This window comes from Streptomyces sp. NPDC026673, assembly GCF_040638135.1.
Taxonomy (GTDB): domain Bacteria; phylum Actinomycetota; class Actinomycetes; order Streptomycetales; family Streptomycetaceae; genus Actinacidiphila.
This window is the reverse complement of record NZ_JBEZXR010000016.1, coordinates 41,109-67,051: the sequence shown is the minus strand read 5'-3', so window position 1 is coordinate 67,051 and position 25,943 is coordinate 41,109. Positions and strand designations below refer to the sequence as shown.

Below are 25,943 nucleotides of genomic sequence, written 5' to 3'. Positions count from 1 at the left end.
GTGGGCATACAGCCGATCGAGACAGATCGGGCCGGTCGGACGGACCGGCCCGGCCGGGCAGAGGAGCCGCCGTGGATGTCGCCGTCGCCGTGATCCTGCTGCTCTTCGCCTCCTTCGTGGCCCTCGGCGTCGTCGCCACGGTCAGGACCGCGCGGGCGGTCAAGCGCGGGGTGGAGCGCACCAGCATCGAGGCCCGCCGGGTGGTCGAGGAGACCGGTCTCAAGGCCCGCCGCTACAGCCGGCCCGGCCCCGCCGGGAAGCTCGCCGAGCTGCGCCTGGCGCTGCGGACGTCCGTCACGAGCACGGGAGAGGCGCTGGAGGGGCAGGCCGCCGCCGACCCCTCGCTGAGTGAGGCCGTGGCCCTCCTCGGCCGCCTGCGCTCGCACGCCAAGGAGCTCGACGCGGAACTGAGGCTGCTGGAGCGCGAGCCCGACCGCGCCCGGATCGCCGCGCGGATCGGCGAGCTCGAGGAGCGCACACGGCGCATCACCCACTCCGCGGACTCGCTGCGCTGGGCCGCCCAGGACCGTGCCCGCCGCTTCGCCGACGACGACCTCGCGGCCCTGGGGCGCGACATCGACCTGGAGGCAGGGGCGTTGCGGCACTGGGCACCGGCGGCGCTGCCCGAGCCGGAACCGGAGCGCGAGCGGACACCGGAGCCCGGCGCGGGCCAGCCGCCCAAGGCTCTGTGAGGGGCCGCGCCGAGCCGGTGGTGATCACCCCGGTTCACCTCAGGGGAGCCGTACTGTCGTCCGGCCTTCGGCGCGGGTAACCTCCCGCACATGTCGTCCCATGTCGCTATCGTCACCGATTCCACGGCCTACCTGCCGCAGGAGGCCCTGACCCGGCACCGCATCACCGTGGTGCCCCTGGCGGTGGTGATCGGCGACGAAGCGCTGGAAGAGGGCACCGAGGTCTCGGCGCCCGCGGTCGCCCGCGCCCTGCAACGCCGCAAGCCCGTCACCACGTCGCGTCCGAGCCCCGAGGAATTCGCCGCGGCCTACCGAGCGGTGGCCGCGTCGGGCGCGACCGAGATCGTCTCCCTCCACCTGTCGGCCGAATTCTCGGGCACGTACGACGCCGCGCTGATGGCGGGGGCACAAGCGCCGGTACCGGTCCGCGTCGTGGACACCGCGATGGTCGCGATGGCGCTCGGCTTCCCGGTGTTGAGCGCCGCGGAGGCGGCGGAGGCGGGCGGGTCCCCGGACGAGATCGTGGCGGCCGCGGAGAAGCGGGCGTCGGACACGTCGGCGTACTTCTACGTGGACACGCTGGACTACCTGCGGAGGGGCGGGCGCATCGGAGCGGCGCAGGCGCTGCTCGGGTCGGCGCTCGCGGTGAAGCCGCTGCTGCAGCTGGACGAGGGCCGTATCCAGCTGCTGGAGAAGGTCCGTACCGCGTCGAAGGCGCTGGCACGGCTCGAGGAGATCGTCGTCGAGCGCGCGGGCACCCGTCCCGTGGACATCGCCGTCCACCACCTGGCGGCCGCGGACCGCGCCTCGGCCCTGGCGGAGCGGCTGCGCGCGCGGGTTCCGGGGCTCAACACCCTGATCCTCAGCGAGGTCGGCGCGGTCATCGGCGCCCACACGGGCCCCGGGCTCCTGGGGGCGGTCGTCTCCCCGCTGTGACGGGGTGCCGGGCGGGCACCGGTTTCCCGGTGTTCCCGGTGTTCCGGGTGCTCCCGGCGCTTCTGGTGCTCCGGGCCGGCCCTTTCGGTGTTCCCGGGCCTCCCGGCCTCCCGGCCTCCCGGCCTTCCGGGCTTTTCGGCCTTCCGGCCTTCCGGGCTTTTCGGCCTTCCGGCCTTCCGGCCTTCCGGGCTTTTCGGCCTTCCGGCCTTCCGGCCTTCCGGGCTTTTCGGCCTTCCGGGCTTTTCGGCCTTCCGGGCTTTTCGGCCTTCCGGCCTTCCGGCCTTCCGGCCTTCCGGCCTTCCGGCCTTCCGGCCTTCCGGCCTTCCGGCCTTCCGGGCCTCCCGGCCTCCCGGGCCCTGTCCGGGGTGTTCCCGGCCGTGACGTGCGCGTCCGCGGTGGCGCCCGGCCGCCGTGCGCCAACTTCTTTCGGGTGACAGGGATATCCACAACCCCCGGGTAATCCACAGAACTCAGGCAAGATCATCTTGCGTCGCCCGATCGCCCTACCGTCCCTGACATGGGACCTACGACCGCAACTCCCCGTCACCGCAGGCACACTTCCGCCACGGCGCCGACCGCCGTCCGGGAACGGGCCGCGGCCCTCTTCGACCCCCCGCCCCGTTCCGCGGCCCGCGGCGCGGCGGATGCGCCGCCACCGCCCGCGCCGGACCCGCCGGCCCCATCGGTCCCACCGGTCCGACCGCCGTCTCCGCGGCGACCGGCCGCGCCGGATCCACCGGGGCGCCGTGCCGGGAGCTCCTGGCGCCTGGCCCTGACCGAGCGCCTCCCCACCTGGTTCTCCGTCCGCTGCGGCGTCGAGCCGAAGACGGCGGCCGCCCTCGCCGTCGTGCTCCTCGTCGCCCTCGCCTTCGCGGCGCACCACTTCCGGACGGGCAGACCGCGTACCGTCGCGGTGCCGCCGACCGTCTCGGCGCTGCCCGCCGCGGCGCAGGCAACCGTTCCCGGGGAACCGCGTGCTGCGGCACGGACGCCCCGCCCCGCGCCGGGGGCGAGAGCGGTGCTGGTCGTGGACGTCGTCGGCAAGGTCAGGAAGCCGGGGTTGCGCCGCCTGCCCGCGGGATCCCGTGTGGCGGACGCCTTGGACGCCGCCGGGGGAGCGCTGCCCGGCACGGACACGAGTGCCCTGAATCTCGCCCGACCGCTGGCCGACGGCGAGCAGATCGCCGTGGGCCGCCCCGCGGCGCCGGCCGTCGCCGGGGTCCCGGGAGGTGCCGCCGCGACGGGCCCCGTCAGCCTCAACACCGCCACCGCCGAGCAGTTGGACGCCCTGCCCGGAGTGGGGCCCGTGCTCGCCCGGCACATCATCGACTACCGCAGCCGGCGCGGCGGTTTCACCTCCGTCGAGCAGTTGCGCGACGTCAACGGCATCGGGGACCGCAGGTTCTCCGATCTCAGGTCGCTGGTCACCCCATGAGCACGCCGCGCCCGGCGGTGCACGCCGCGGCCGCCTCGCCCCGCGGCGCGTCGAATCCGCGCCAGGAGGGGCCGCCGGACCTCCGGTTGGTGGCGCCCGCCCTCGCGGCCTGGCTCGCCGCGGGCGTCGCCCTCGCCGTGCCGGGGGCAGGCGTGGCGTGGGCGTGCGCGCTTCTGGCTTTCGTGGCGCTCGTGTCGTTCGTGTGCCGGTGGGCGACGGCCGCCACCGTGTTGTTGTGCGCGGCGGCGTCCGCCGGGATCGCCGGTCTGCACGCCGCGGATCTCCATCGGGGGCCGGTACCCGTGCTCGCCGCCGAACACGCACACGCGACATTGGAGTTGAGGCTGACCGCCGATCCCCGCATGATCCGCCCGCAGGTGAGCGGTGCCGTCCGGGCACCCGACGCGGTACTGCTGGAGGCGGAGGCCGCGCGGGTGACGGCGAGGGGCACGACGACCGCCGTCCGCACACCGGTCCTGGCCATCGCCCGGCAACCGGTCGGCCCGTGGGCGGCGTTGCTGCCCGGCACGCGTGTCACCGTGGAGGCCCGCCTCGCCCCGCCGGCGGGTCCGGGCGACCGGATCGCCGCGGTCCTCTCGGTCAACGGTCCGCCCCGCGTGGTCGGTCCGCCGAGCCGCGCGCAGCGGGTGGCGGGCGACCTGCGCGCGGGGTTGCGCGAGGCCACCGACGGCCTGCCGTCCGACGCCCGCGCCCTCCTCCCGGGGCTGGTCGTCGGCGATACGTCCCGTATCCCGGTGGAGTTGCACGACGCCTTCGAGGCCACCGACCTGACCCATCTGACCGCGGTCAGCGGTTCCAACCTCTCGCTGGTCCTGATCCTGCTGATCGGCCCACCCGGTGTCGCCCTCCGTGCCGAGCGGGGCGGCCTGGCGCCGCGGCTCGCCCTCTCGCTCCGGCTGACGGCCGTGCTCGGGGGAGTGCTCACCGTCGGGTTCGTGGTCGTGTGCCGTCCGGATCCGAGCGTGCTGCGCGCGGCCGCCTGCGGGCTGATCACCTTGCTGGCCATCGGCACGGGGCGCCGCCGCAGCCTGCTTCCCGCGCTGTGCGGGGCCGCCCTCCTGCTGCTCCTCCACGATCCGTGGCTCGCCCGCTCGTACGGCTTCGCCCTGTCCGTGCTGGCCACCGGTGCCCTCCTCACGCTCGCGCCGCGCTGGAGCGCCGCCCTGAGGCGCCGACGCGTGCCGCCGCGACCGGCGGAGGTCCTGGCCGCGGCGGCGGCCGCACAGGCGGTGTGCGCGCCGGTGGTGGCCGTGCTGGCCGCCCATGTCAGCCTGGTCGCGGTCCCCTGCAATCTGCTGGCGGAGCTCGCCGTGGGCCCGGCCACCGTCCTCGGATTCGCCGCCCTTGCCGCCGCGCCGCTCGCCATGCCCGTGGCCAAGGCCCTCGCCTGGATCGCCGCCTGGCCGGCGGGCTGGATCGCGGTGGTGGCCCGGCGCGGTGCGGCGCTGCCCGGCGCGACGCTCGACTGGCCGGGCAGCTGGGCGGGCGCCCTGCTCCTCGCCGCCGTCACGGTGGTGGTGATCGCCGTGGGGCGCCGTCTGCCGGGCCGGCCCTGGGTGTGCGCTGCGGTCGTGCTGCTGCTGGTGGCGGTCGTCCTGCGTCCCGCCCCGCTTCCCCGCGTGGTGACCGGCTGGCCGCCGCCGGCCTGGCGGCTGGTGGCCTGCGACGTCGGCCAGGGCGATGCCCTGGTGCTGTCCGCGGGCGGCGGTTCCGCCGTGGTGGTGGACACAGGGCCGGAGCCCCGCCTGATCGACCGCTGTCTGCGCTCCCTCGGGGTCACCACGGTCCCGCTGCTCGTCCTCACCCACTTCCACGCGGACCATGTCGCCGGCCTCCCCGGGGTCCTGCGCGGCCGTGCCGTGGGCGCCATCGAGACCACCACCCTCGACGAACCCGCCGACCAGGCCGCCTTCGTGCGCCGCCAGGCGGCCGCCGCCGGCGTCCCCCTGCTGCGCGCGGCAGCCGGCGAGCGCCGCCGTACGGGCTCACTGGAATGGCGCGTCCTGTGGCCCGCCGCCGCTCCCGCTCTCACGGGCACCGACGGCGCCAACCCCAATGACGCCAGCGTCACCCTGCTCGTCCGCACGGCGGGGCTCAGCGCGCTCCTCCTCGGCGATCTGGAGCCCGCCGCCCAGCACGCGTTGCTGGCCGCCAACCCGGACCTCCCGCGCGTGGACGTCCTCAAGGTCGCCCACCACGGCTCCGCCTACCAGGATCCGGTTCTGCCGGCCCGTCTGCGCCCCCGTCTCGCACTCGTCAGCTGCGGCGCGGACAACCCGTACGGCCATCCCTCGCCCCGCACCGTCGCCGCCCTGCGCGCCCTGGGCACCACGGTCCTGCGCACCGACCGGGATGGCACGATCGCCGTCCTGGGCGGCGGGGAGGGCCTGCGGGCCGCTGTGACCGGTCCGTCGCCCGGTGCGGAGCGTGCGGCCCGGGGACGGCGAAGGGCCCGCACCGGTTCGCGACCGGTACGGGCCCCACAGGTTCCGGGGAGGGGCGGCTCAGGGCTTCTCGAGCCCCATCTCCTCCTCCGGCACCGAGATCACCCAGCGGGTGCTCTGTCGCGGCCGAAGGTAGAACAGCCAGTAGGCCAGGGAGGCGGCGACGATCACACCGGTGATCACCAGATCCTGTGCCGTCTGCTGGGTCAGCACGTACGCCAGCACGACGATCAGCAGCAGCGGCACCGCAGGCCACAGCGGCATGCGCCAGGCCGCTCGCTCCTTGTGCCCGCCGCGGCGGGAGCCGAGGGCGGCGAGGGCGACGACGATGTACATCGCGGCGACCGCGACACCCGTCACCCCGCTCAGCGTGTCCACCGGCACGAAGCACAGCACCGCGCCCGGCACGCCCACCGCGAGGGTCGCGATCCACGGCGCCCCGAACCGCTTGCTCAGCGTGCCGAAGGCCTTGTTGACCGGGGTCGGCCAGGCACGGTCCCGCGCGGAGGCGTAGAGGACGCGGGAGTTCTGAATGACCATCACGATGCCCGCGTTGATGATCGCCAGCGCGATGCAGAGGCTGATGAAGGTGCCGACCGCCGAGTTGCTCCACCCTCGGACCAGCGCGGAGAGGTCACCGGCCATCAGGGAGTTCATGTCGGGCGCGCCCAGCGTGATCGCGATCGTCGGCACGATCACCACCAGCGCGCCGATGCCGAGCGTCCACAGCACGGTCCGGGAGACCGTGCGCCGCGGGTTCTCCATCTCCTCGGACAGGTACACGGCCGTGCTGAAGCCCTGCAGCACGAAGAGCGCGATCGCCAGCCCCGCGATGATCGTCCCGGCCGTGACCGCCGAACTCACCCCGTGCCCGGCCTCCGTCACCGGGTGGATCAGCACGGAGGCCGAACGGGAGGTGTGGGAGAAGCCGAGGAAGGCCACGAGACCGGCCGCCACGACCTCCAAGACCAGGAAGATGCCCGTGATCCAGGCGTTGGCCCGCAGGTCCAGCAGGCCCATGACGGTCGCCAGCAGCATCACCGCGGCGCCCGCGATCTTCGGGTCGATCTGCATGATCGGCGCCAGGTACTCGCCCGTCCCGAGGGCGATGATCGGGGGCACGATCATGACCACGATCAGGGAGAGCACGAACACGATCCACCCGGCCAGCCGCCCGATCAGCGTGCCCACCATCGCGTACTCGCCGCCGGCGCTCGGGATCAGCGTCCCCAGTTCCGAGTAGCAGAAGGCCACCGCGACGCAGAGGATCGCCGCGATCACGATCGTCAGCGCCGTTCCCGTTCCCAGGTCGGCGAAGAGCGGAGGCACGATGACGAACAGCGACGACGCGGGGGTCAGGCACGAGAGCGTCAGCAGCGTTCCGCCGACGACGCCGATCGACCTCTTCAGGGACTTCGGCGCTTCTATGGGCGGGGCCAGTGGCGAGTGCGGGGCCGTCGGAGGGTGGAGCGTGTCGGTCATGCGCGCATCCGATCGGGTCGGGCTGAGGGGGCTACCGCCTCCGGTCCAGGGAAACACGAAGCGGAATATTCACTTCCGTTGCCGAGGATGAAACCGCGCACGTCAAGCCGCCGTCAAGAGGCTTCGGACAACGAAATCCGAAGATCAACACGCCATCGCTCGACGCAAATCCAAGTGATATGCGTCTCGCACTGTGTATATCAGCGCTTGCGGATCAGAAGGGTCACGCCCCCTGCTTCGTCGGGTCCCGGTCCCGCATCTTGGGCGGCGTCCCCAGGCTCAAAGCCATCCGCCTCTGGTGTGCGCACCGCCGTCTCCCCAAGACTGGCCCCATGGACGCATCCCAGGCCGACGCCTATCTCCACCGCATCGGCGCCTCGCGCCCGGCCCGCCCCGATGCGGCGGCCCTTCACGAACTGCACGTGCGCCATCTGATCGCCGTCCCCTTCGAGAACCTCTCGCTCCACCTCGGCGAGGGCGTCTCCCTGGACCCCAAAGCCCTCTACGACAAGATCGTCACCGCTCGCCGCGGCGGCTTCTGCTACGAGGTCAACGGCAGCTTCGGCGCCCTGCTCACCGCCCTCGGCTACGACGTCACCCTCTACGCGGCCCGCACGATCAACGGCGGACGCCTCGGCATCCCCTTCGACCACATGGCGCTCCGCGTCCGCACCGGCGACGGCGCCACGCTCCTCGCCGACGTCGGCTTCGGCCGCCACGCCCACCACCCCCTCGATCTCACCCCGGACGTCGACCAGTCGGACCCAGGCGGCGTGTTCCGCTTCACCCCGGCTCCGTACGGCGATCTCGACCTCCACCACGACGGCGACCCGGTCTTCCGTCTCGAGCCGCGCTCCCGCGCCCTCGCCGATTTCGAGGTCGGCTCCTGGTATCAGCAGACCTCGCCGAAGTCCCATTTCACGCGGTCCCTCGTCTGCTCCCGCCTCACGGAGGACGGTGGCCGGCTCACCCTCTCGGGCCGCACGCTGATCACCACCGCCGCGGACGGCTCCCGCCACGAGGAGGCCCTGGACACCGATGCCGCCGTCCTCGCCGCTTACCGTGACCGCTTCGGCCTCACCCTGGACCGCGTTCCCGAGGTAAAGTAAGAATCAATCTACGTAAGATCCGCTCTACCTTAAGAGGGGTCTTCACGCTGTCGCGAGGGCATGCCGATGGAATTCACGGGCCGTGGCGCCGACCTCGAGCGCCTCACCCACCAGCTGCGCCTGGTCGCCGACGGCGCGGCCGCCACCCGCGGACAAGCCGTGATCATGTCGGGCCGGCGCCGTGTGGGGAAGTCCCGCCTCGTCCAGGAGTTCTGCGACCGTTCGGGGCTGCCGTACGTCGTCTTCCAGGCCACCCGCGGCCGGAACCCCGCGGCGGAGCGGGCGGACTTCGCCGCCGCCCTCGCCCAGTCCGCCCTCCCGGGCGCCGACCTCGTCGCGGGTCTCCAGGCGGGCGACTGGAACCAGGCGCTGCGCGCGCTCGCCCTCGCCGTCCCCGACTCCACGCCCAGCATCGCCGTCATCGACGAGGTGCCCTGGCTGGTCGAGCAGGATCCGGAGTTCGAGGGGGCACTGCAGACCGTCTGGGACCGCCACCTGTCCGCCAAGCCCGTCCTGCTGGTCCTGGTCGGCAGCGACATGTCGGTGATGGAGGCCCTCCAGACCTACGGCCGTCCCTTCTTCGGCCGCGGCACCAAGATGACCGTGCGCCCGCTGCACCTCGGCGATGTGCAGGCGATGACCGGGCTCGGTGCCGCCGACGCCGTGGACGCGCTCCTGATCACCGGAGGCTTCCCGGAGATCGTCCAGTCGTGGCGGCCTGGCACCCCCCGGACGGCCTTCCTGCGGGAGGCCTTCGCCACCCCGCTCTCCCCGCTGCTCGTCGCGGGGGAACTCTCCCTGCTCGGCGAGTTCCCCGAGGCCTCCCACTCCCGTGCCGTGCTGGAGGCCGTCGGCAGCGGAGAGCGCACCTTCTCCTCCATCGCCGCCCACACCGGCGGCGCCCACCCGCTGCCCTCGGGCACCCTGTCGCCCCTGCTCGGCACCCTGCTGACCAAGCGCGTCCTGGCCGCCGACCTCCCGCTGTCGACGAAGGCCGACACCAAGAACAAGCGCTACCGCATCGCCGACCCCTACCTGCGCTTCTGGCTCGCCTTCGTGGACCGCGCCCTTCCGCTGATCGAGCGGGGCCGCGGCGATCTCGCCCTCGAGCGCTTCGAGCGCTCCTGGTCCGCCTGGCGCGGCCGCGCCGTCGAGCCCGTCGTCCGCGCCTCCCTGCTCCGACTGCTCCCCGACGACGCCTGGGCCCGCACCGAGGCCGTCGGCGGCTGGTGGAACCGCCAGAACAACCCCGAGGTCGACCTCGTCGGCGCGGACCGCGAACCCGTGGCCACGCAGGTCCACTTCGTCGGCTCCGTCAAGTGGTTCGACACCCATCCCTTCGGCCGCCACGAGTACGACGCGCTCGTCCGCGACGCGTCCGCCGTGCCCGGCGCGGGCCCGGCCACCCCCCTCGTCGCCGTCTCCCGCTCCGGCTTCACCCGGGGTCTGCCGCTGGCCGCCCGCTGGGGTCCCGAAGACCTGGTCCGCGCCTGGCACGGGTGAGCTCCACGCCGAGGATCACGGCACCACCGCCGTCGCCGTGATCTCCACCAACTGCCCGGTGTAGCCGAGGCAGCCGACCCCGAGCAGCGTCGACGTGTGGGGCCCGCCGCCCAGCCCCGAGGCCCGGACGACCTCCCAGACCCGGGAGAGTTCGGCGGGGTCCGACCCGACGACGTACACGGTGTCGGCGACCACATGCTCCAGGCCGCTGCCCACGGCCCGCAGGGCCTCGTCGAGATTGGCGATCACCTGCCGTGCCTGCGCGACCGGATCACCGGGCCCCACCAGGGCGCCCTCGGCGTCCAACGGCACGGAACCCGCCATGAAGGCGAGCCGCTGTCCGGCCTCGACGACCGCGGCGTGCGCGTAACCGGGCGGGGGGAACAGGGTCGGGACGATCGTGCGGTGCACCACGGGGCCTCCTGGCTCGAACCGGCTGACCCGGCGATCGTGCACAAGCACGACGAGGGCGTCATCCGGTTTTTGCGGTCCCGCGAGCCGGGAGTCCCCCGAGAAGTGCAACCGCCGTGTCACGGCTTGCCCATGGCTCCGTCTCGGCGGGCATGAAGGGCGGGAGGCCGTGGCAGGTTGACGGCATGACCATCATCGGCTGGATCGTACTGGGGCTCCTCGCGGGCGCCGTCGCGAAGATACTGCTCCCCGGCAAGGACCCGGGCGGACTGGTCGGGACGACCCTGATCGGCATCGCGGGCGCCGTGGTCGGCGGCTGGATCTCGGCGAAGTTCCTCGACCATCCCATCACCAAGGACTTCTACGACCTGCCCACGTGGGGCGCGGCCATAGGAGGCGCGCTCGTCCTCCTGATCATCTACCGCATCCTGTTCGGCGACTCCCGCTGACCGCGGGCCCGGCCGCGGGCGCGGGCAGCAGCCGTACGTCCTCGCGGCGTACGGACAGGGCCTGCGAACGCCGCGGGTCCCACAGCCAGATCCAGTCCCCGGAGGCCCCGAAGGACAGGACGGCGCGGCCGTCCGGCACCGGGCCGTTCTCGACGGGGATGGGACCCTCGCCGACGGGCGCGACGCACATGAGGGCGCCCCGCAGCCCGAAGTACGTGTGCGGGGCCCGACCCCACCGGGCGTCGGAGGCCGTGTCCCGGGCGGCCGAGTCCGCCGTGCGGACGCCGACCGCGAGCGAGGTGACCGCGAAGCCGGCGGAGAGCAGCACCGCGACGGCGACCAGGGCGAGGCGGTTGTCGCCCTTGGCGACGTGCAGGTGCCGCAGCCAGCCCGTCACCGCGGTGACGAACAGCACGAACGCCAGGGCGAGGCCCAGCGGTTCGGCGGCGGCCGCGTACTGCCCCAGGCCCTCGGCGGAGCGGACCGAGCCGGACGGGATGCCGAACCGGTCGAGGTAGAACGACTGCATGAGCCGGCCGAGCCAGCTGACCAGGGACCACCCCACGGGCAGGGCGAGCGGCACCAGCCAGACCGCGTTCCGCGAGAACCACGAGTCGCGCAGGGCGAAGTACACCCCCGGCGCGCAGAAGGCCGACAACGCCGGGAGCCACCAGAGGAGTTCCACGCCCGAAGGGCCCCACGCGCCCGCCCCGCCCGAGGAGTGCCAGGGGGAGGCCGTACGGCCCAGCAGCAGCGCTCCGGCGACCAGTGCCGCGCCCGCGGCGACACGGACGGCGGGCTCGGGCGACGGCTGCCAGGGTGCCCGCGCAACCGCCGGCCAGGCGAGCACGACGACCAGGACGGCCGCGGCGGCCGCGGCGCCCGACAGCCCGGGCAGCAGAAAGCCGCTCGCCACGACGGCGACGAGGCCGACCGCGCCGGGCAGCGCCCGCACCCGGGACGCGGTACGGCTGGTCCGGGCGGCCGCCTCCTGCTCCGTCTCGGGCGGGGCGGGGCGCAGTTCGTACGCGTCGGGGGTGAATCCGCCCCCGCCCAGGGGGCGTTCCGCCAGTTCCCGCTCGATCGCCTCCCGGGTGAGCCCGTTCGGCAGCCGCAGCAGCCGGTGCGTGTCGCGGCCTCCGCAGGCGGCCGACCACCGGGCGAGCCGGTCGCGCCAGGAGGTGCCGCCGCCGGGGCGGCGGATCACGCGGTACTCGGTCCGCGGGCCGTCCTCCGGCCGGACCAGGAGGGCCGCGTCGCGGACCCACAGGCCGAGCTGATGGGTCCTGGCAAGGCGTTCGACGGCGCCGCAGGCCGCCTTCTCGGCCCGCCGGCGGGAGCCGTTGAGCCGTACCTCGACGATGAGCGCGACGCGGTTCCGGCCCGCGGTGGCCGGGGCGTCCTCACGGCCCGCGCGGCGCACCGTCCAGCCCCGGGCCTCCATCAGCCCCTGCGCGAGGGCGAGCTCGTCGGGCTGGTCGACGGCCTCCACCAGGAGATGCACCCGCCGGTTGAAGGCGGCGGCCGGAAGCGCCCCGGCCGCCTCGGGACGTTCCGCTCCCGGCTCCTGCGAGCGACGGCGCTGGGCCGGAACGCGCAGCGGCACGGCCTAGTCCTCCTCCAGCCAGCCCTCGAACTCCTCCGCCAGGTCGTTGAGCGCGGCGGGGTCCAGCTCCTCCTCGTCGTCGTCTATGACGACGAGCCACTGGGCGTCCTCGGCGTCGTCCTCTCCCGCGAGGGCGTCGCGGAGGAGCAGGGGGCGGGTGGGCAGGTCGAAGCGCTCGGCGGCTTCGTCGGCGGCGTCCTCGGCGGCATCGCGGTCGGGGAGGACGAGCACATGGCGTACGTCGGTCACCGGAACATTGTGTCGGACCCGCGTGGGATGCTGGACGGCGATGGCCAGGAACAGTACGACAGACAGCCCGCTCGCCCCCGTGACGCTCGCGGTGGGGCAGGAGGACCTGCTCCTCGACCGCGCCGTTCGGGAGGTCGTGCAGGCGGCGCGGGCCGCCGACGAGGACACCGATGTGCGCGATCTCACCCCGGAGGCGCTCCAGCCGGGCACGCTCGCGGAGCTCACCAGCCCGTCCCTGTTCTCGGAGCGCAAGGTCGTCGTCGTACGGAACGCGCAGGATCTGTCCGCCGACACGATCAAGGACGTGAAGGGCTATCTCGACGCCCCCGTCGAGGAGATCACGCTGGTCCTGCTGCACGCGGGCGGCGCCAAGGGCAAGGGCCTGCTGGACGCGGCACGCAAGGCCGGGGCGCGCGAGGTGGCCTGCCCGAAGATGACCAAGCCCGCGGACCGGCTGGCCTTCGTCCGCCAGGAGTTCCGCACGCTGGGCCGGTCCGCGACCCCCGAGGCATGTCAGGCCCTGGTGGACTCGATCGGCAGTGACCTGCGGGAGCTCGCGAGCGCCTGCGCCCAGCTCGCCGCGGACGTGGAGGGCGCGATCGACGCGGCCGTGGTCGCCCGCTACTACACCGGCCGTGCCGAGGCCACCGGCTTCGAGGTCGCCGACCTCGCGGTGACCGGCCGTGCCGCCGAGGCGCTGGAGCGGCTGCGCTGGGCCATCGCGGTCGGCCAGCCGCTGCCCGGCATCACCTTCGCGCTCGCCTCGGGCGTACGCGCGATCGGCAAGCTGGCCTCCGCCCCGCGCGGGGCACGCCCCGCGGATCTGGCGCGGGAGCTGGGCATGCCGCCGTGGAAGATCGACCGCGTACGGCAGCAGATGCGCGGCTGGTCGGGCGACGGTGTCTCCGCCGCCCTGCGCGCGGTCGCCGAGGCCGACGCCGCGGTCAAGGGCGGTGGCGCGGACCCCGCCTACGCCCTGGAGAAGGCGGTCGTGGCGGTCGCCCGCGCGGCCCGCTCCCGCTGACCCCGCGCCCGCCGCTCATACGCGAAGGGCCCCGTACCGGGGAGGTACGGGGCCCTTCGGAGGCCGCACCCGCGTGGCGAACGCAGGCCGCGTGCGGCCGGAACATCAAGGGTGCCGGTGGAGGAGCGGGTGAGAGGGACCGCTGTGTCCTCGCCGACGGGTACTGCTGGTACCGCTGGAAGACTCAGCCCTGGAGGGCGGCGACCTTGAGAGCCAGCGCCGACTTCTTGTTGGCGGCCTGGTTCTTGTGGATGACGCCCTTGCTCACGGCCTTGTCGAGCTTCTTGGAGGCGAGGCGCGCGGCCTCGGTGGCCTTCGCGACGTCACCGGTGGCCACGGCCTCACGGGTACGGCGGATGGCGGTCTTCAGCTCGGACTTGACGGCCTTGTTGCGCAGGCGCGCCTTCTCGTTGGTCTTGTTGCGCTTGATCTGGGACTTGATGTTCGCCACGAAAGAGCCTTTTCAGGTTTGGTCTGATGGAGTCCGCACCTCGGGTAGAGGGCACGAGGCGCGACTGCCCAGGTTAGCAGTCGGCCGCCACGCCGCCCAAACCGGCGGCCCGCGGCGCTCCGCCCGGCCCTTCCCGGGCCGCCCGGCATGGCCGTGGGTCCCGGCCATGGGACTATGGGAGCCATACGTATCGATCCGACCAGAGGCGACAGGCGCCTCAAGAGACAGGACCCTGCGTGCCCGCGACCCCTTCGAACGTGCCGGAGCCGAGCCGTACCGACCCGGCGCTGATCCGCAATTTCTGCATCATCGCGCACATCGACCACGGCAAGTCGACCCTTGCCGACCGGATGCTCCAGCTCACCGGTGTGGTGGATCAGCGGCAGATGCGCGCCCAATACCTCGACCGGATGGACATCGAGCGCGAGCGCGGCATCACGATCAAGTCCCAGGCGGTCCGTCTGCCCTGGGCGCCCACCGAGGGCGCCGGTCAGGGGAAGACCCACATCCTGAACATGATCGACACCCCGGGGCACGTGGACTTCACCTACGAGGTCTCCCGGTCGCTCGCGGCCTGCGAGGGCACGGTCCTGCTGGTGGACGCCGCCCAGGGCATCGAGGCGCAGACGCTGGCCAACCTCTACCTGGCGATGGAGAACGACCTCACCATCGTCCCGGTGCTGAACAAGATCGACCTGCCGGCCGCGCAGCCCGAGAAGTTCTCCGAGGAGCTGGCCAACCTCATCGGCTGCGACCCCTCCGACGTGCTGAAGGTCTCGGCCAAGACCGGCCTCGGCGTCGAGGCGCTGCTGGACCGCGTCGTGGAGACCGTTCCGGCGCCGGTCGGCGTCGCCGACGCGCCCGCCCGCGCGATGATCTTCGACTCGGTCTACGACTCCTACCGCGGTGTCGTCACCTACGTCCGGGTCGTCGACGGTCAGCTCAGCAAGCGCGAGCGCATCAGGATGATGTCCACCGGCGCGACCCACGAGCTGCTGGAGATCGGCACCAACTCGCCCGAGATGCTGCCGGCCGACGGCCTCGGCGTCGGCGAGGTGGGCTATCTGATCACGGGTGTGAAGGACGTCCGCCAGTCCAAGGTGGGTGACACGATCACCCAGCAGACCAAGGGCGCCACCGAGGCCCTGGGCGGCTACAAGGACCCCAAGCCGATGGTGTTCTCGGGCCTGTACCCGCTGGACGGCTCGGACTACCCGGAGCTGCGCGACGCGCTGGACAAGCTGCAGCTCAACGACGCCGCCCTGGTCTACGAGCCGGAGACCTCCGCGGCCCTCGGCTTCGGTTTCCGCGTGGGCTTCCTCGGGCTGCTGCACCTGGACGTGATCCGCGAGCGCCTGGAGCGCGAGTTCGGCCTCGACCTGATCGCCACCGCCCCGAACGTGGTCTACCGCGTGGTCATGGAGGACGGTGCCGAACACATCGTCACCAACCCCAGCGAGTTCCCCGAGGGCAAGATCGCCGAGGTCTACGAGCCGGTGGTGCGGGCGACGATCCTGGCGCCCACGGAGTTCATCGGCGCGATCATGGAGCTCTGCCAGACCCGGCGCGGCTCCCTGCTCGGCATGGACTACCTCTCCGAGGACCGGGTGGAGATCCGCTACACCCTCCCGCTCGCCGAGATCGTCTTCGACTTCTTCGACCAGCTGAAGTCCAAGACCCGCGGCTACGCCTCGCTCGACTACGAGCCCACCGGCGAGCAGGCCTCCAGCCTGGTCAAGGTGGACATCCTGCTGCACGGCGACAAGGTCGACGCCTTCTCCGCCATCACGCACAAGGACAACGCCTACGCCTACGGCGTGCGCCTGGTGGCCAAGCTGCGCGAGCTCATCCCGCGGCAGAGCTTCGAGGTGCCGGTCCAGGCCGCCATCGGTTCGCGGGTGATCGCCCGCGAGACCATCCGCGCCATCCGCAAGGACGTCCTCGCCAAGTGCTACGGCGGTGACATCTCCCGCAAGCGGAAGCTGCTGGAGAAGCAGAAGGAGGGCAAGAAGCGGATGAAGATGGTCGGCTCCGTGGAGGTGCCGCAGGAAGCCTTCATCGCGGTGCTCTCCAGCGACGACGCCGTGGCCAAGAAGAAGTAGGTCCACGCGGCGGCACGCCGCAACAGAAGGGCGCTTGTCCGATTACCGGGCAGGCGCCCCTTCGTATGAGCGGTCCGGCATTCGGGTGATTGGCAAAAACCCCGGCCCTCGCGGTTTCTGTCGCGAGTTCGCGACGTTACTCATCGTGACAGCGGCGAAAGGCGTCGCTGTGGAAGGGGAATGTGAAGTGAAGTACTCGAAGGCCGCGGCCGTCGTCGCCGGTTCCGTGATCGCGCTGGGCGCCGCCGGTGCCGCCGCGTCCCCCGCCTTCGCCGGGGAGGCCCTCCCGCTCGGCAACGGGCCGATGAAGATCCTGGACGCCAAGGACGAGGTCGCCAAGACCGGCCTCAAGGCGGTCACCGGGAAGACGAACGAGCTGCTCGGCGGTGCGGGCAAGACCGGGGGCACCAAGGGCATGATCGGTGGTCTGCCCATCGGCGGCTGAACGGCGCATCTCCCCGCGGCGCCGCCGACGGGCGGCCGGAGCGGTGGCCGGAAGGCGGGCTCCCCGGGATTCCGGGTGGGCCCGCCACCATGTGTATATGGCACGTATCCGGTCGTCACGGTTCCATCGCGGTCGCCGCGGCCCCTTACCAAGCGGGCGCCGATTCCCTACTCTGATCACCACTCGGTAGTTACTCACGAGTCACCCAGCAAAGAGGCGGGCCCCCGGAGGTTGTCGTGACCGACACGCAGACTTTGATCGAGAACCGGCCGCCCTCTGTGGCGAGCCTGTTCCTGGAGCGCGTCGAGGCGACGCCCGATGCCGAGGCGTACCGCTACCCGGTGCCGTCGGCCGACGGCGGCCCGGACTCATGGAGGTCGCTCACCTGGAAGCAGGCCGCCGACCGGGTCTACGCCGTCGCCGCGGGCCTGATGGACCTGGGTGTGCGTCCCGAGGAGCGGGTGGCGATCGCCTCCGCCACCCGGGTCGAGTGGATCCTCGCCGACCTCGGCGTCCTGTGTGCCGGAGCCGCGACCACCACCGTGTATCCGAGCACCAACGCCGACGAGACGGCCTTCATCCTGGCCGACTCCGGCAGCCGGGTGCTGATCGCGGAGAACGCCGTGCAGCTGGCCAAGGCCGTCGAGCGCCGGGCCGAGCTCTCCGAGCTGGCCCACGTCGTGGTCGTCGACACCGAGGGCGCCGACCTCGGGGACGACGGCTGGGCGCTCTCGCTGGCCCAGCTGGAGCAGCGCGGCAAGGTCTACCTGGAGAAGAACCCCGAGGCGGTCCGCAAGGCCGTGGGGGAGATCACCAAGGACCAACTGGCCACCCTCATCTACACCTCCGGCACCACCGGCCGTCCGAAGGGCGTACGGCTGCCGCACGACTGCTGGGCGTACATGGCCCGCGCCATCCAGGCGAACGGACTGCTGGAGGCGGACGACGTCCAGTACCTCTGGCTGCCGCTGGCGCACGTCTTCGGCAAGGTGCTCACCGCCGGCCACATCACCATCGGCCATGTGACCGCCGTCGACGGCCGCGTCGACAAGATCATCGAGAACCTGCCGATCGTGCAGCCCACCTACATGGCCGCCGTCCCGCGCATCTTCGAGAAGGTCTACAACGGCGTCGCCGCCAAGGCCCGCGCGGGCGGCGCGGCCAAGTACCGGATCTTCAAGTGGGCCGCCGAGGTCGCCCGCGAGTACGCCAAGGCCACCCAGGACAACCGCCGCCGCACCGGCAACGCGAGCGCGCCCTTCGGGCTCGCCGCCAAGCACGCCGTCGCCGACCGCCTGGTGTACGCCAAGCTCCGCGACGCCTTCGGCGGCAAGCTGCGCGCCTGCGTCTCCGGTTCGGCCGCGCTCGCGCCGGAGATCGGCTACTTCTTCTCCGGCGCCGGCATCCACATCCTGGAGGGCTACGGCCTCACCGAGTCCAGCGCCGCCAGCTTCGTCAACCCCGGCGAGGCGTACCGCACCGGCACGGTCGGCAAGCCGCTGCCCGGCACGGAGGTCCGGATCGCCGAGGACGGGGAGATCCTGCTGCGCGGCCCCGGCATCATGCAGGGCTACCACGGGCTGCCCGAGAAGACCGCCGAGGTCCTCGAGCCGGACGGCTGGTTCCACACCGGTGACATCGGGGAGCTCTCCGCGGACGGCTTCCTCACGATCACCGACCGCAAGAAGGACATCATCAAGAACTCCAACGGCAAGTACATCGCGCCGGCCGCGGTCGAGGGCCAGTTCAAGGCCGCCTGTCCGTTCATCAGCAACATCCTGGTGATCGGCGCCGACCGCAACTTCTGCACCGCCCTGTTCGCCCTCGACGAGCCCACCATCCTCGGCTGGGCGAAGGAGAACGGCCTGGAGGGCCGGAGCTACGCGGAGGTCGTCGGCTCCGAGCAGGTGCGCGCCCTCATCGACGGCTACGTGCGGCGGGTCAACGAGGAGCTGCAGCGCTGGCAGCAGATCAAGACCTTCCGCATCCTCCCGCGCGACCTGGACGTCGAGCACGGCGACCTCACGCCGAGCCTGAAGCTCAAGCGGCCCGTCGTGGAGCGTGAGTTCAAGGACCTGATCGACGACATGTACGCCGGTACGCGGGAGAGCTGAGCCCGCGTCAGCCGCCCACCCTGGGGCCCGGCAGGTCCGCGCCGCGCAACGCGCGTTCCAGCCGGGCCACGCGGTGGGCGAGCGCGGTGACGTCCGGCCGGCCGTCGGCGGCGAGTTGCCGCTCGACGGCCGCCAGGCGCTGCTCGATGGCGTCCAGCCGGTCCCGGTCGCGCTCCAGCAGGCCCCGCAACTGGCGGGTCTTGTGGTGCAGGTCCAGGAAGACCGTCACCTTGGCCCGCAGCACCCAGGGGTCGAAGGGCTTGGTGAGGTAGTCCGCCGCGCCGGTGGCGTAGCCGCGGAACGCGAAGGTGGTGTCCAGGTCGTTCCCGGTCAGGAAGATGATCGGGATGTCCTTGGTCTGGTTGAGGCGCTTGATGTTCGAGGCGGTCTCGAACCCGTCCATGCCGGGCATCAGCACGTCGAGCAGCACCACCGCGAACTCCTGGCGCAGCAGCGCCTTCATCGCCTCCTCACCGGAACGGGCGCGGACCAGCGGCCGGTTGAGCGTGCCGAGGATGGCCTCCAGGGCGACCAGGTTGTCCTCCATGTCGTCGACGAGGAGGATGCCCGCGGAGCCGGCGACCGTCCCTGTGGTGCCGGGGTTCACGACGCGGGCCTCGCGGGGTCGTCGGGGCCGGTACCCGGGCGTTCGCCGTCCCGCGCCGCCTCGGGGTCGAGCAGCCGGTGCGCCGCGTGCAGCAGGCGGTCCACGTCCACGGGTTTGGGCACGTAGTCGTTGGCGCCGCAGGCCATGGAACGCTCGCGGTCGCCCGGCATCGCCTTCGCCGTGAGGGCGATGATCGGCAGTTCGGCGAAGCGCGGGGTGCGGCGGACGGCCTCGATCGTCTCGTACCCGTCCATCTCCGGCATCATGATGTCCATCAGCACGAGGGCGATGTCGGGGTTCCGCTCCAGTGCCTCGATGCCCTCGCGGCCGTTCTCCGCGTACAGGACGGGCATCCCGATCCGGCCCAGCACGTGGGTGAGGGCGAAGACGTTGCGGATGTCGTCGTCGACGATCAGCACGCGATTGCCGGACAGGACCCGGCCGGCCCGGCCGTCGCGCCACTCGTCGATCCGGCTCGAGGTGGGCCATGTGCCGTCATGACCGTCCTGCGCGCCCGGCCCGGGCGGTCCGGGCGCCCTGCCGTCCCCCTCGTACGCCGCCGGGAGGGGCGAGGGGCCGCCCCCGGCCTCCCCGGGGCCCCCAGGGCCGCCGGCCGGCGCGTGCTGCGGCTCGGGCTCGCCCGCGCCGCCATGGCCCGGATACACCGCCGGGACGTAGAGCGTGAAGGTGCTGCCCCTGCCGGGCTCGCTCTCGGCGACGATACGGCCGCCGAGCAGCCCCGCGATCTCCCGGCTGATGGACAGACCCAGCCCGGTGCCGCCGTACTTGCGGTTGGTGGTGCCGTCGGCCTGCTGGAACGCCTCGAAGATCACCGGGAGTTTGTCACCGGCGATGCCTATGCCCGTGTCCCGTACGGCGAAGGCGATCCGGTCGTCGCCGCCCTCGCAGCGCGACACGCGCAGCTCCACCCGTCCCTGGGAGGTGAACTTGATCGCGTTGGAGAGCAGGTTGCGCAGCACCTGCTGGAGCCGCTGCTCGTCCGAGTACATCTCGCGCGGCACGTCCTCGCCGACCGTGACGTCGAAGACCAGGCCGCGGTCGAGGGTGATCGGGCGGAAGGTGGCGTGCACGTAGTCCAGCAGCTTGATCAGCGGCAGCTTCTTGGGGCGGAGGTCCATCCGGCCGGCCTCGATCTTGGACAGGTCCAGGATGTCGTTGATCAGTTGCAGCAGGTCCGAGCCGGAGCGGTGGATCGTGGTGGCGAAGTGCACCTCCTGCTCCGACAGATGCCCGTCGGGGTTGTCGGCGAGCAGCCGGGCCAGGATCAGCAGCGAGTTGAGCGGGGTGCGCAACTCGTGCGACATGTTGGCCAGGAACTCGGACTTGTACTGCGAGGAGGTGGCCAGCAGGGCCGCCTTCTCCTCCAGTTCGGCGTTGGAGCGCTGCAGCTCGGCCTGCTGGCGCTGGAGCTCGTCCGAGCGCTCCTGCAGCTGCTGGGCGAGCCGCTGGGACTCCGACAGCAGGGACTCCGTGCGCGAGTTGGCGATGATCGTGTTGATCGCGACGCCGATGGTGGTGACGAACTGGTCGAAGAACGCCAGGTGGACGTCGGAGAAGCGGGAGAAGGAGGCCAGTTCGATGACGCCGAGCAACTCGTCCTCGAAGAGGATCGGGATGATCACCACGCTGGCCGGGGCGGCCCGGCCGAGGCCAGAGTTGATCGTGATGTAGTCGGGCGGCGCCTCCTCCACCAGGATGCGCTTCTTCTCCATCGCCGCCTGCCGTACGAGACCGTGGCCGGGCATGCCCGGGGTGTCCACGGTGGCGCCCTGCGCCGATCCGTAGCCCGCGATGAAGGCGAGGCCGCGCGGGGCGCGCAGCTGGGCGGCGCCGCCCCGCGCGGCGTCGGTCTCGGCGAGGAAGAAGGCCCCGTACTGGGCGTTCACCAGCGGGGTCAGCTCGCGCAGGATGAGGTCCGCGACCTCCATCAGATCCCGGTGCCCCTGCATCAGACCGGCCAGCCGTGCCAGGTTGGACTCCAGCCAGTCCTTGGCGCGGGTCGTCTCGCGGAGGTTGGCCACCATCAGGTTGATGTCGTTCTTCAGCTCGGCGACCTCGCCCTGCGCCTCGACGGCGATGCTGCGCGACATGTCGCCCTGGGCGACGGCGGAGGCCACCTCGGCGATGGCGCGCACCTGGGTGGTGAGGTTGGACGCCAGCTCGTTCACGCCGGTCGTCAGGCGCTTCCAGGTGCCGTACACGCCCTCGACGCGGGCCTGGCCGCCCAGCTGACCCTCGCTGCCGACCTCGCGGGCGACCCGGGTCACCTCGGAGGAGAAGGACGACAACGTGTCCACCATGGTGTTGATGGTCGTCTTCAGCTCCAGGATCTCGCCGCGCGCGTCCACGTCGATCTTCTTCGACAGATCGCCCTGGGCGACGGCGGTGGCGACCTGGGCGATGTTCCTGACCTGGGAGGTCAGGTTGTCGGCCATGAAGTTGACGTTGTCGGTGAGGTCCTTCCAGACTCCGGAGACGCCGCGGACCTGGGCGCGGCCGCCGAGCCGGCCCTCGGTGCCGACCTCGCGGGCCACGCGGGTCACCTCGTCCGCGAAGCCGCGCAGCTGGTCGACCATCGTGTTGATGGTGTCCTTCAGCTCCAGGATCTCGCCGCGGGCGTCGACGGTGATCTTCTTCGACAGGTCGCCGTTGGCGACCGCCGTCGTCACCTGGGCGATGTTGCGGACCTGGGAGGTGAGGTTGGACGCCATGAAGTTGACGTTGTCGGTGAGGTCCTTCCAGACTCCGGAGACGCCGCGGACCTGGGCCTGACCGCCGAGGTTGCCCTCGGTGCCGACCTCGCGGGCGACGCGGGTGACCTCGTCCGCGAAGGCGGAGAGCTGGTCGACCATGGTGTTGATGGTCGACTTGAGCTCCAGGATCTCCCCCTTGGCCTCCACCGTGATGGTCTTCCCGAGGTCTCCCTGGGCGACGGCGGTGGCGACCTGGGCGATGTTCCTGACCTGGGAGGTCAGGTTGTCGGCCATGAAGTTGACGTTGTCGGTGAGGTCCTTCCAGACCCCGGAGACGCCGCGGACCTGGGCGCGGCCGCCGAGCTGTCCTTCGGTGCCGACCTCGCGGGCGACGCGGGTGACCTCGTCCGCGAAGGCCGACAGCTGGCCCACCATCGTGTTGATCGTCGACTTCAGCTGGAGGATCTCACCCTGCGCGTCGACGGTGATCTTCTGCGAGAGGTCGCCGTTGGCGACCGCCGTCGTCACCTGGGCGATGTTGCGGACCTGGGAGGTGAGGTTGGACGCCATGAAGTTGACGTTGTCGGTGAGGTCCTTCCAGACCCCGGAGACGCCGCGGACCTGGGCGCGGCCGCCGAGCTGTCCTTCGGTGCCGACCTCGCGGGCGACGCGGGTGACCTCGTCCGCGAAGGCCGACAGCTGGCCCACCATCGTGTTGACGGTGAGCTTGAGCTCCAGCAGTTCACCGGTCGCCTCGACCGTCACCTCGCGGGTCAGGTCGCCCCGCGCCACCGCCGTCGTCACCAGCGCGATGTCACGGACCTGCGCGGTCAGCCGGGCCGCCATCGTGTTGACGGCCTCGGTCACGTCCCGCCAACTGCCCGACAGCCCGCGCACCTTGGCCCGACCGCCCAGGCGGCCGTCCGTGCCGACCTCGCGGGCGACCCGGGTCACCTCCCCGGTGAACAGCGACAGCTGGTCCACCATGCGGTTGACCGCCCGGCCGAGCCTGCGCAGGTCCCCGCGGAGCGGCCGGCTGCCGTCGTGCAGATCCACCCGCTGCGTCAAGTCGCCGCCCGCCACGGCGTCCAGTACGCGGGTGGCGTTCGCCGCCGGGATGACCAGCGCGTCGATCAGGGAGTTCGCCGCCTGCACGCTCATCGCCCAGGAGCCCTGCCCGGGGCTCTCCGCGAGCCGCTCGTCCAGCCTGCCCCGGCGTACGACCTCCCGCTTGACCCGGGCCAGTTCGGAGGACAGGTGCTGCTCCCGCGCGACGATCCGGTTGAACGTTCCGGCGAGTTCGGCCAGCACCCCGTCCGCCCCGTCGCCCAGCCGTACGCGGAAGTCGCCGTCGCACAGCGAGCGCATCGCCGTCAGCAGCGGCCGCAGCTCCGCCGCCCGTATCCACTCCCCGTCCGGCGGCGGGTCGACGACACGCGGACGGCCGGGAGCGGCTGTTTTCGGGGCGGGAACAGCCGATTTAAGAGCCATGACGGCCTTCTTCGGTGACTCGGCGCTTATGAGCGCGCTCAGTCTGTCACGCTGGACCTGCCGTTAAGGGCGCAATGCCGGATCTGCTCGGGAGCCGCACAGTGGGGCCAGATTCCATGCCACGGGAGTTCGTTTCCCGGACCAGCCTGCCGGGGAATCAGCTCGCGGCGTGCGCGGCGCGGAAGTTCGTCCGCGCGGCCCTGGCCGAGTGGACCACGGAGGAGCCATGGCCGGCCGAGAGCATCGGCGACCACCTCGTGGACGACGCGGTGCTCCTGGTGAGCGAGCTCGTCACCAACGCGGTCATCCACGCGGGCACCACGGTCGAGTTGCTCTGCCGGCTGGAGAGCGCGGGACCGCGAGGGGACGAGGAGGGCGGTCTCGTCGTCGAGGTCTCCGACCACCACCCCACCCGCGTCGTGCGGGACCGGGCCGAACTCGCCCGCGAGGGCCGCGACGGCGGGCGCGGACTGCAGCTCGTCTCCGCGCTCTCCGAGGAGTGGGGCATCACCTACCGGCGCGACCGCAAGACCATCTGGTGCCGGCTGGCCGCGGACCGCGAACCCGGCGGCGTCCTTCCGCCGGCCCCCGAGGCCGACCGCGCCCTGTTCCGCGGACTGCGCGCGACCGAGATCCTGTCGCCCATGCCGCACCGCGGCCTGCGGCGGCACGACAGCGAATGGATCAGCCGCGGCTCGCTCTCCTTTCTCGCCGAGGCCTCCGACCTGCTCGCCGGACAGCTCGACGAGGACATGATCGCCTCCCTCGCCGGGCAGCTGCTCGTCCCCCGGCTCGCCGACTGGTGCGCCGTCTGGCTGTCCGGGGACGGACCCGAGAACACCGAGCCGCGGCTGGCCCGTGTCTGGCACGCGGCGGAAAGCCGCATCGACGGGCTCCGCATGGTGCTGGAGAAGGAACCGCCGCCCCCGGGCACCCGCGCCGGCGCCGTGCCCTGGCCGTGGCCCGCGACCGCCCACGGCGCGGACGCGGCCGGCGCGGCGCTCGCCTGCCCCCTGGTCACCGGCGGCCGCTGCCACGGCACCCTGCTCCTCGGGCGCACCGGGCTGATGCGCTTCCCCGACGAGGTCATCGGCCTCATCGAGGACTTCGCGCGGAGGGTCGCGCTCGCGGTCGGCACCGCCCGCCAGTACGCGCGGCAGGCCATGATCAGCAGGGTCCTGCAGCGCGGCCTGCTGCCCGCCGGGATCGGCGCCGTGCCGGGCGTCGACACGGCCGTGGTCTACGAGCCGACGCGCGCGGACGTCGTCGGCGGAGACTTCTACGACCTCTTCCCCGCCGGCGGGGGCCGCTGGTGCTTCGCCCTCGGCGACGTCCAGGGCAACGGGCCCGAGGCCGCCGCGGTCACCGGTCTCGCCCGGCCCATCATGCGGCTCCTCGCGCGTGAGGGGTACGGCGTCGCGGAGGTCCTCGACCGCCTCAACCGCGCGCTCGCGGACGAGGCCGCGGCGGCCACGCTCGGCGACGCCCTCGGCCCGGGGTGGGACCCGGGGCCGCGGTTCCTGTCCCTGCTGTACGGGGAGATCGTGCCGGAGGGGGGCCTCTCCGAGGGACGCCTCTCCGAGGGACGCCTCTCCGAGGGGGGCCTCTCCGAGGGGCGCCTCTCCGAGGGGGGCTTCCCGGAGGGGGGCTTCGCGGCGGGTGACGTGGAGGCGGGCGTGGGCGGCGGTGGTGCTCTGTGCACCCTGGCGAGTGCCGGCCACCCTCTGCCGCTGCTCCTCACGGTGGGGGGCACGGTGCGGCCCGCGGCGGCGCCGCAGATACTGCTGGGGATCACCGACGACGCGCGGTACCGCAGCGAATCGTTCCGCCTGGCGCCGGGGGACACGCTGCTGTGCGTCACCGACGGGGTGACGGAGCGGCGCAACGGGAGCCGTCAGTTCGACGACGACGACGGGCTGGCGGCCGTGCTGGCGGCTTGCGCGGGGCTGGGGGCGGCGGGGGTGGCGGAGCGGATCCGGCGGGCGGTGCACGAGTACGACGTGGCGCCGCCGGATGATGATCTCGCGTTGCTCGTGCTTCAGGCCCAATGAGGGTGCGGCGCCGTTGTGTGCGGGGGTCGCCCCTTGAGGCCGGTGGTTGTGTGCGGGTCGTTTGCGCCTGCGGCGGGCTGTCCCCCGCCCGCCCTCCCTCCCCCAGCCTTCGGCCGGGGGTGCCCCCATCCGGCGCGGTCGGTGCGGGCCTCGCGCGTGTGTGGGTGGGCCGGGTGCGGGGCCTCCGGGGCTGGGCATTCTGGACGCATATTTACGTGCATGGCGGGCACCTGCTCTCCTTGCCCCGGGTGCCGCACACAAATACGCCCAGTGTCCAGAACGCCCACCCCTACGACCCCGTCCCCTCCGTCTCGTAGCGCGCCTGATCCCCGGAGGGGGTGAGACGGAAAGGGGCCCCTCCGCCGACCTGAGCGCGCCGCCACATCGGGGCAGCGCGGCGCCCGCGGGAAGGGATCGCACAGGGCCTACTCCGGCGGAACAAGGGTGTAGTTGGGCACGGGCTTCTCGCGCTCTGCGGCGCCCCGGCTCCAGAACTTGCCGGTCTCGGTTCTGTGGCATCCCCAGATGGATCCCATGAAGACCAGGTTCAGATCGGCGCGTTCGCAGTGTGGACAGGTGTGGCCTGCGAGCGTGGAGCCGTCGGTCC

At 72.5% G+C, this 25,943-nt stretch carries 18 protein-coding genes and 1 pseudogene; 12 read left to right on the top strand and 7 right to left on the bottom strand.

Annotation, left to right across the window (positions count from 1 at the left end; genetic code table 11):
• Positions 1-71: 71 nt before the first annotated feature.
• The 4 genes and pseudogenes from AB0F62_RS14390 to AB0F62_RS14375 all read left to right on the top strand — a co-directional run.
• The gene (locus AB0F62_RS14390) at positions 72-692 is read left to right on the top strand and encodes a hypothetical protein (protein ID WP_361797186.1); all 621 of its coding nucleotides are present in this window, start codon (positions 72-74) and stop codon (positions 690-692) included.
• A 90-nt stretch (positions 693-782) separates the two neighbouring features.
• Positions 783-1,628, top strand: a complete 846-nt coding sequence (locus AB0F62_RS14385; protein ID WP_361797183.1) for a DegV family protein — start codon at positions 783-785, stop codon at positions 1,626-1,628.
• Positions 1,629-2,145: 517 nt separating this feature from the next.
• On the top strand, positions 2,146-3,063 hold the full coding sequence (locus tag AB0F62_RS14380; protein ID WP_361797180.1) for a ComEA family DNA-binding protein: 918 nt from the start codon (positions 2,146-2,148) through the stop codon (positions 3,061-3,063).
• A pseudogene (locus AB0F62_RS14375) lies at positions 3,060-5,483 on the top strand (ComEC/Rec2 family competence protein); the annotation flags it as partial. The gene AB0F62_RS14380 and the pseudogene AB0F62_RS14375, both read left to right, overlap by 4 nt.
• Before the next feature lie 105 nt (positions 5,484-5,588).
• Here the strand turns inward: AB0F62_RS14375 and AB0F62_RS14370 are convergent.
• Complete coding sequence (locus AB0F62_RS14370) at positions 5,589-7,010, bottom strand: APC family permease (RefSeq protein ID WP_361797177.1); 1,422 nt, start codon at positions 7,008-7,010, stop codon at positions 5,589-5,591.
• A 332-nt stretch (positions 7,011-7,342) separates the two neighbouring features.
• Here AB0F62_RS14370 and AB0F62_RS14365 point away from each other — a divergent pair, with 332 nt between their 5' ends.
• Both AB0F62_RS14365 and AB0F62_RS14360 read left to right on the top strand, forming a co-directional pair.
• Positions 7,343-8,119 (top strand): arylamine N-acetyltransferase, encoded by a 777-nt coding sequence (locus AB0F62_RS14365; protein ID WP_361797174.1) that lies wholly within the window; start codon positions 7,343-7,345, stop codon positions 8,117-8,119.
• A gap of 66 nt (positions 8,120-8,185) precedes the next feature.
• A complete protein-coding gene (locus AB0F62_RS14360; RefSeq protein WP_361797321.1) occupies positions 8,186-9,622 on the top strand; it encodes an ATP-binding protein in 1,437 nt (478 codons plus the stop codon).
• Positions 9,623-9,637: 15 nt separating this feature from the next.
• Here AB0F62_RS14360 and AB0F62_RS14355 read toward each other — a convergent pair whose 3' ends face one another.
• Positions 9,638-10,036 (bottom strand): RidA family protein, encoded by a 399-nt coding sequence (locus tag AB0F62_RS14355; RefSeq protein WP_361797171.1) that lies wholly within the window; start codon positions 10,034-10,036, stop codon positions 9,638-9,640.
• A 182-nt stretch (positions 10,037-10,218) separates the two neighbouring features.
• On the opposite strand from AB0F62_RS14355, the gene AB0F62_RS14350 reads away from it, so the two are divergent.
• On the top strand, positions 10,219-10,482 hold the full coding sequence (locus AB0F62_RS14350; RefSeq protein ID WP_361797168.1) for a GlsB/YeaQ/YmgE family stress response membrane protein: 264 nt from the start codon (positions 10,219-10,221) through the stop codon (positions 10,480-10,482).
• Here the strand turns inward: AB0F62_RS14350 and AB0F62_RS14345 are convergent.
• Together AB0F62_RS14345 and AB0F62_RS14340 are read right to left on the bottom strand one after the other, a co-directional pair.
• A complete protein-coding gene (locus tag AB0F62_RS14345; RefSeq protein ID WP_361797165.1) occupies positions 10,448-12,088 on the bottom strand; it encodes a hypothetical protein in 1,641 nt (546 codons plus the stop codon). The genes AB0F62_RS14350 and AB0F62_RS14345 overlap by 35 nt on opposite strands.
• A gap of 3 nt (positions 12,089-12,091) precedes the next feature.
• Positions 12,092-12,337 carry a hypothetical protein gene (locus tag AB0F62_RS14340; protein ID WP_361797162.1) on the bottom strand — a complete coding sequence of 82 codons (246 nt, stop codon included), beginning with the start codon at positions 12,335-12,337 and terminating at the stop codon, positions 12,092-12,094.
• Between the two features lie 40 nt (positions 12,338-12,377).
• Here AB0F62_RS14340 and holA point away from each other — a divergent pair, with 40 nt between their 5' ends.
• Positions 12,378-13,361 carry a DNA polymerase III subunit delta gene (gene holA, locus AB0F62_RS14335; protein ID WP_361797159.1) on the top strand — a complete coding sequence of 328 codons (984 nt, stop codon included), beginning with the start codon at positions 12,378-12,380 and terminating at the stop codon, positions 13,359-13,361.
• Positions 13,362-13,545: 184 nt separating this feature from the next.
• Here the strand turns inward: holA and rpsT are convergent, their stop codons facing one another.
• Complete coding sequence (gene rpsT, locus AB0F62_RS14330) at positions 13,546-13,812, bottom strand: 30S ribosomal protein S20 (RefSeq protein ID WP_361797156.1); 267 nt, start codon at positions 13,810-13,812, stop codon at positions 13,546-13,548.
• 236 nt (positions 13,813-14,048) lie between these two features.
• Between rpsT and lepA the strand changes: the two genes are divergently transcribed.
• The 3 genes from lepA to AB0F62_RS14315 all read left to right on the top strand — a co-directional run bounded on the left by lepA (position 14,049) and on the right by AB0F62_RS14315 (position 18,473).
• On the top strand, positions 14,049-15,914 hold the full coding sequence (gene lepA / locus AB0F62_RS14325) for a translation elongation factor 4 (RefSeq protein ID WP_361797154.1): 1,866 nt from the start codon (positions 14,049-14,051) through the stop codon (positions 15,912-15,914).
• Between the two features lie 187 nt (positions 15,915-16,101).
• Complete coding sequence (locus tag AB0F62_RS14320) at positions 16,102-16,359, top strand: hypothetical protein (protein ID WP_361797151.1); 258 nt, start codon at positions 16,102-16,104, stop codon at positions 16,357-16,359.
• A gap of 236 nt (positions 16,360-16,595) precedes the next feature.
• Positions 16,596-18,473, top strand: a complete 1,878-nt coding sequence (locus tag AB0F62_RS14315; RefSeq protein WP_361797148.1) for an AMP-dependent synthetase/ligase — start codon at positions 16,596-16,598, stop codon at positions 18,471-18,473.
• A gap of 7 nt (positions 18,474-18,480) precedes the next feature.
• Here AB0F62_RS14315 and AB0F62_RS14310 read toward each other — a convergent pair whose 3' ends face one another.
• Positions 18,481-19,080 carry a response regulator gene (locus AB0F62_RS14310; RefSeq protein ID WP_361797145.1) on the bottom strand — a complete coding sequence of 200 codons (600 nt, stop codon included), beginning with the start codon at positions 19,078-19,080 and terminating at the stop codon, positions 18,481-18,483.
• Positions 19,077-23,162, bottom strand: coding sequence for a HAMP domain-containing protein (locus AB0F62_RS14305; RefSeq protein ID WP_361797318.1), 4,086 nt, complete (start codon positions 23,160-23,162; stop codon positions 19,077-19,079). The genes AB0F62_RS14310 and AB0F62_RS14305 overlap by 4 nt, the downstream gene beginning before the upstream one ends.
• Before the next feature lie 239 nt (positions 23,163-23,401).
• On the opposite strand from AB0F62_RS14305, the gene AB0F62_RS14300 reads away from it, so the two are divergent.
• Entirely contained in the window at positions 23,402-25,336 is a 1,935-nt protein-coding gene (locus AB0F62_RS14300; protein ID WP_361797142.1) for an ATP-binding SpoIIE family protein phosphatase, read from the top strand.
• Positions 25,337-25,943 lie beyond the last annotated feature (607 nt).

Bases quoted from the DNA above. Each gene is read 5' to 3' on its own strand.
- AB0F62_RS14385 (WP_361797183.1), top strand. From the start codon at position 783: ATGTCGTCCCATGTCGCTATCGTCACCGATTCCACGGCCTACCTGCCG.
- AB0F62_RS14380 (WP_361797180.1), top strand. From the start codon at position 2,146: ATGGGACCTACGACCGCAACTCCCCGTCACCGCAGGCACACTTCCGCC.
- AB0F62_RS14370 (WP_361797177.1), bottom strand. From the start codon at position 7,010: ATGACCGACACGCTCCACCCTCCGACGGCCCCGCACTCGCCACTGGCC.
- AB0F62_RS14365 (WP_361797174.1), top strand. From the start codon at position 7,343: ATGGACGCATCCCAGGCCGACGCCTATCTCCACCGCATCGGCGCCTCG.
- AB0F62_RS14360 (WP_361797321.1), top strand. From the start codon at position 8,186: ATGGAATTCACGGGCCGTGGCGCCGACCTCGAGCGCCTCACCCACCAG.
- AB0F62_RS14350 (WP_361797168.1), top strand. From the start codon at position 10,219: ATGACCATCATCGGCTGGATCGTACTGGGGCTCCTCGCGGGCGCCGTC.
- holA (WP_361797159.1), top strand. From the start codon at position 12,378: ATGGCCAGGAACAGTACGACAGACAGCCCGCTCGCCCCCGTGACGCTC.
- AB0F62_RS14305 (WP_361797318.1), bottom strand. From the start codon at position 23,162: ATGCGCTCGCTGTGCGACGGCGACTTCCGCGTACGGCTGGGCGACGGG.
- AB0F62_RS14300 (WP_361797142.1), top strand. From the start codon at position 23,402: ATGCCACGGGAGTTCGTTTCCCGGACCAGCCTGCCGGGGAATCAGCTC.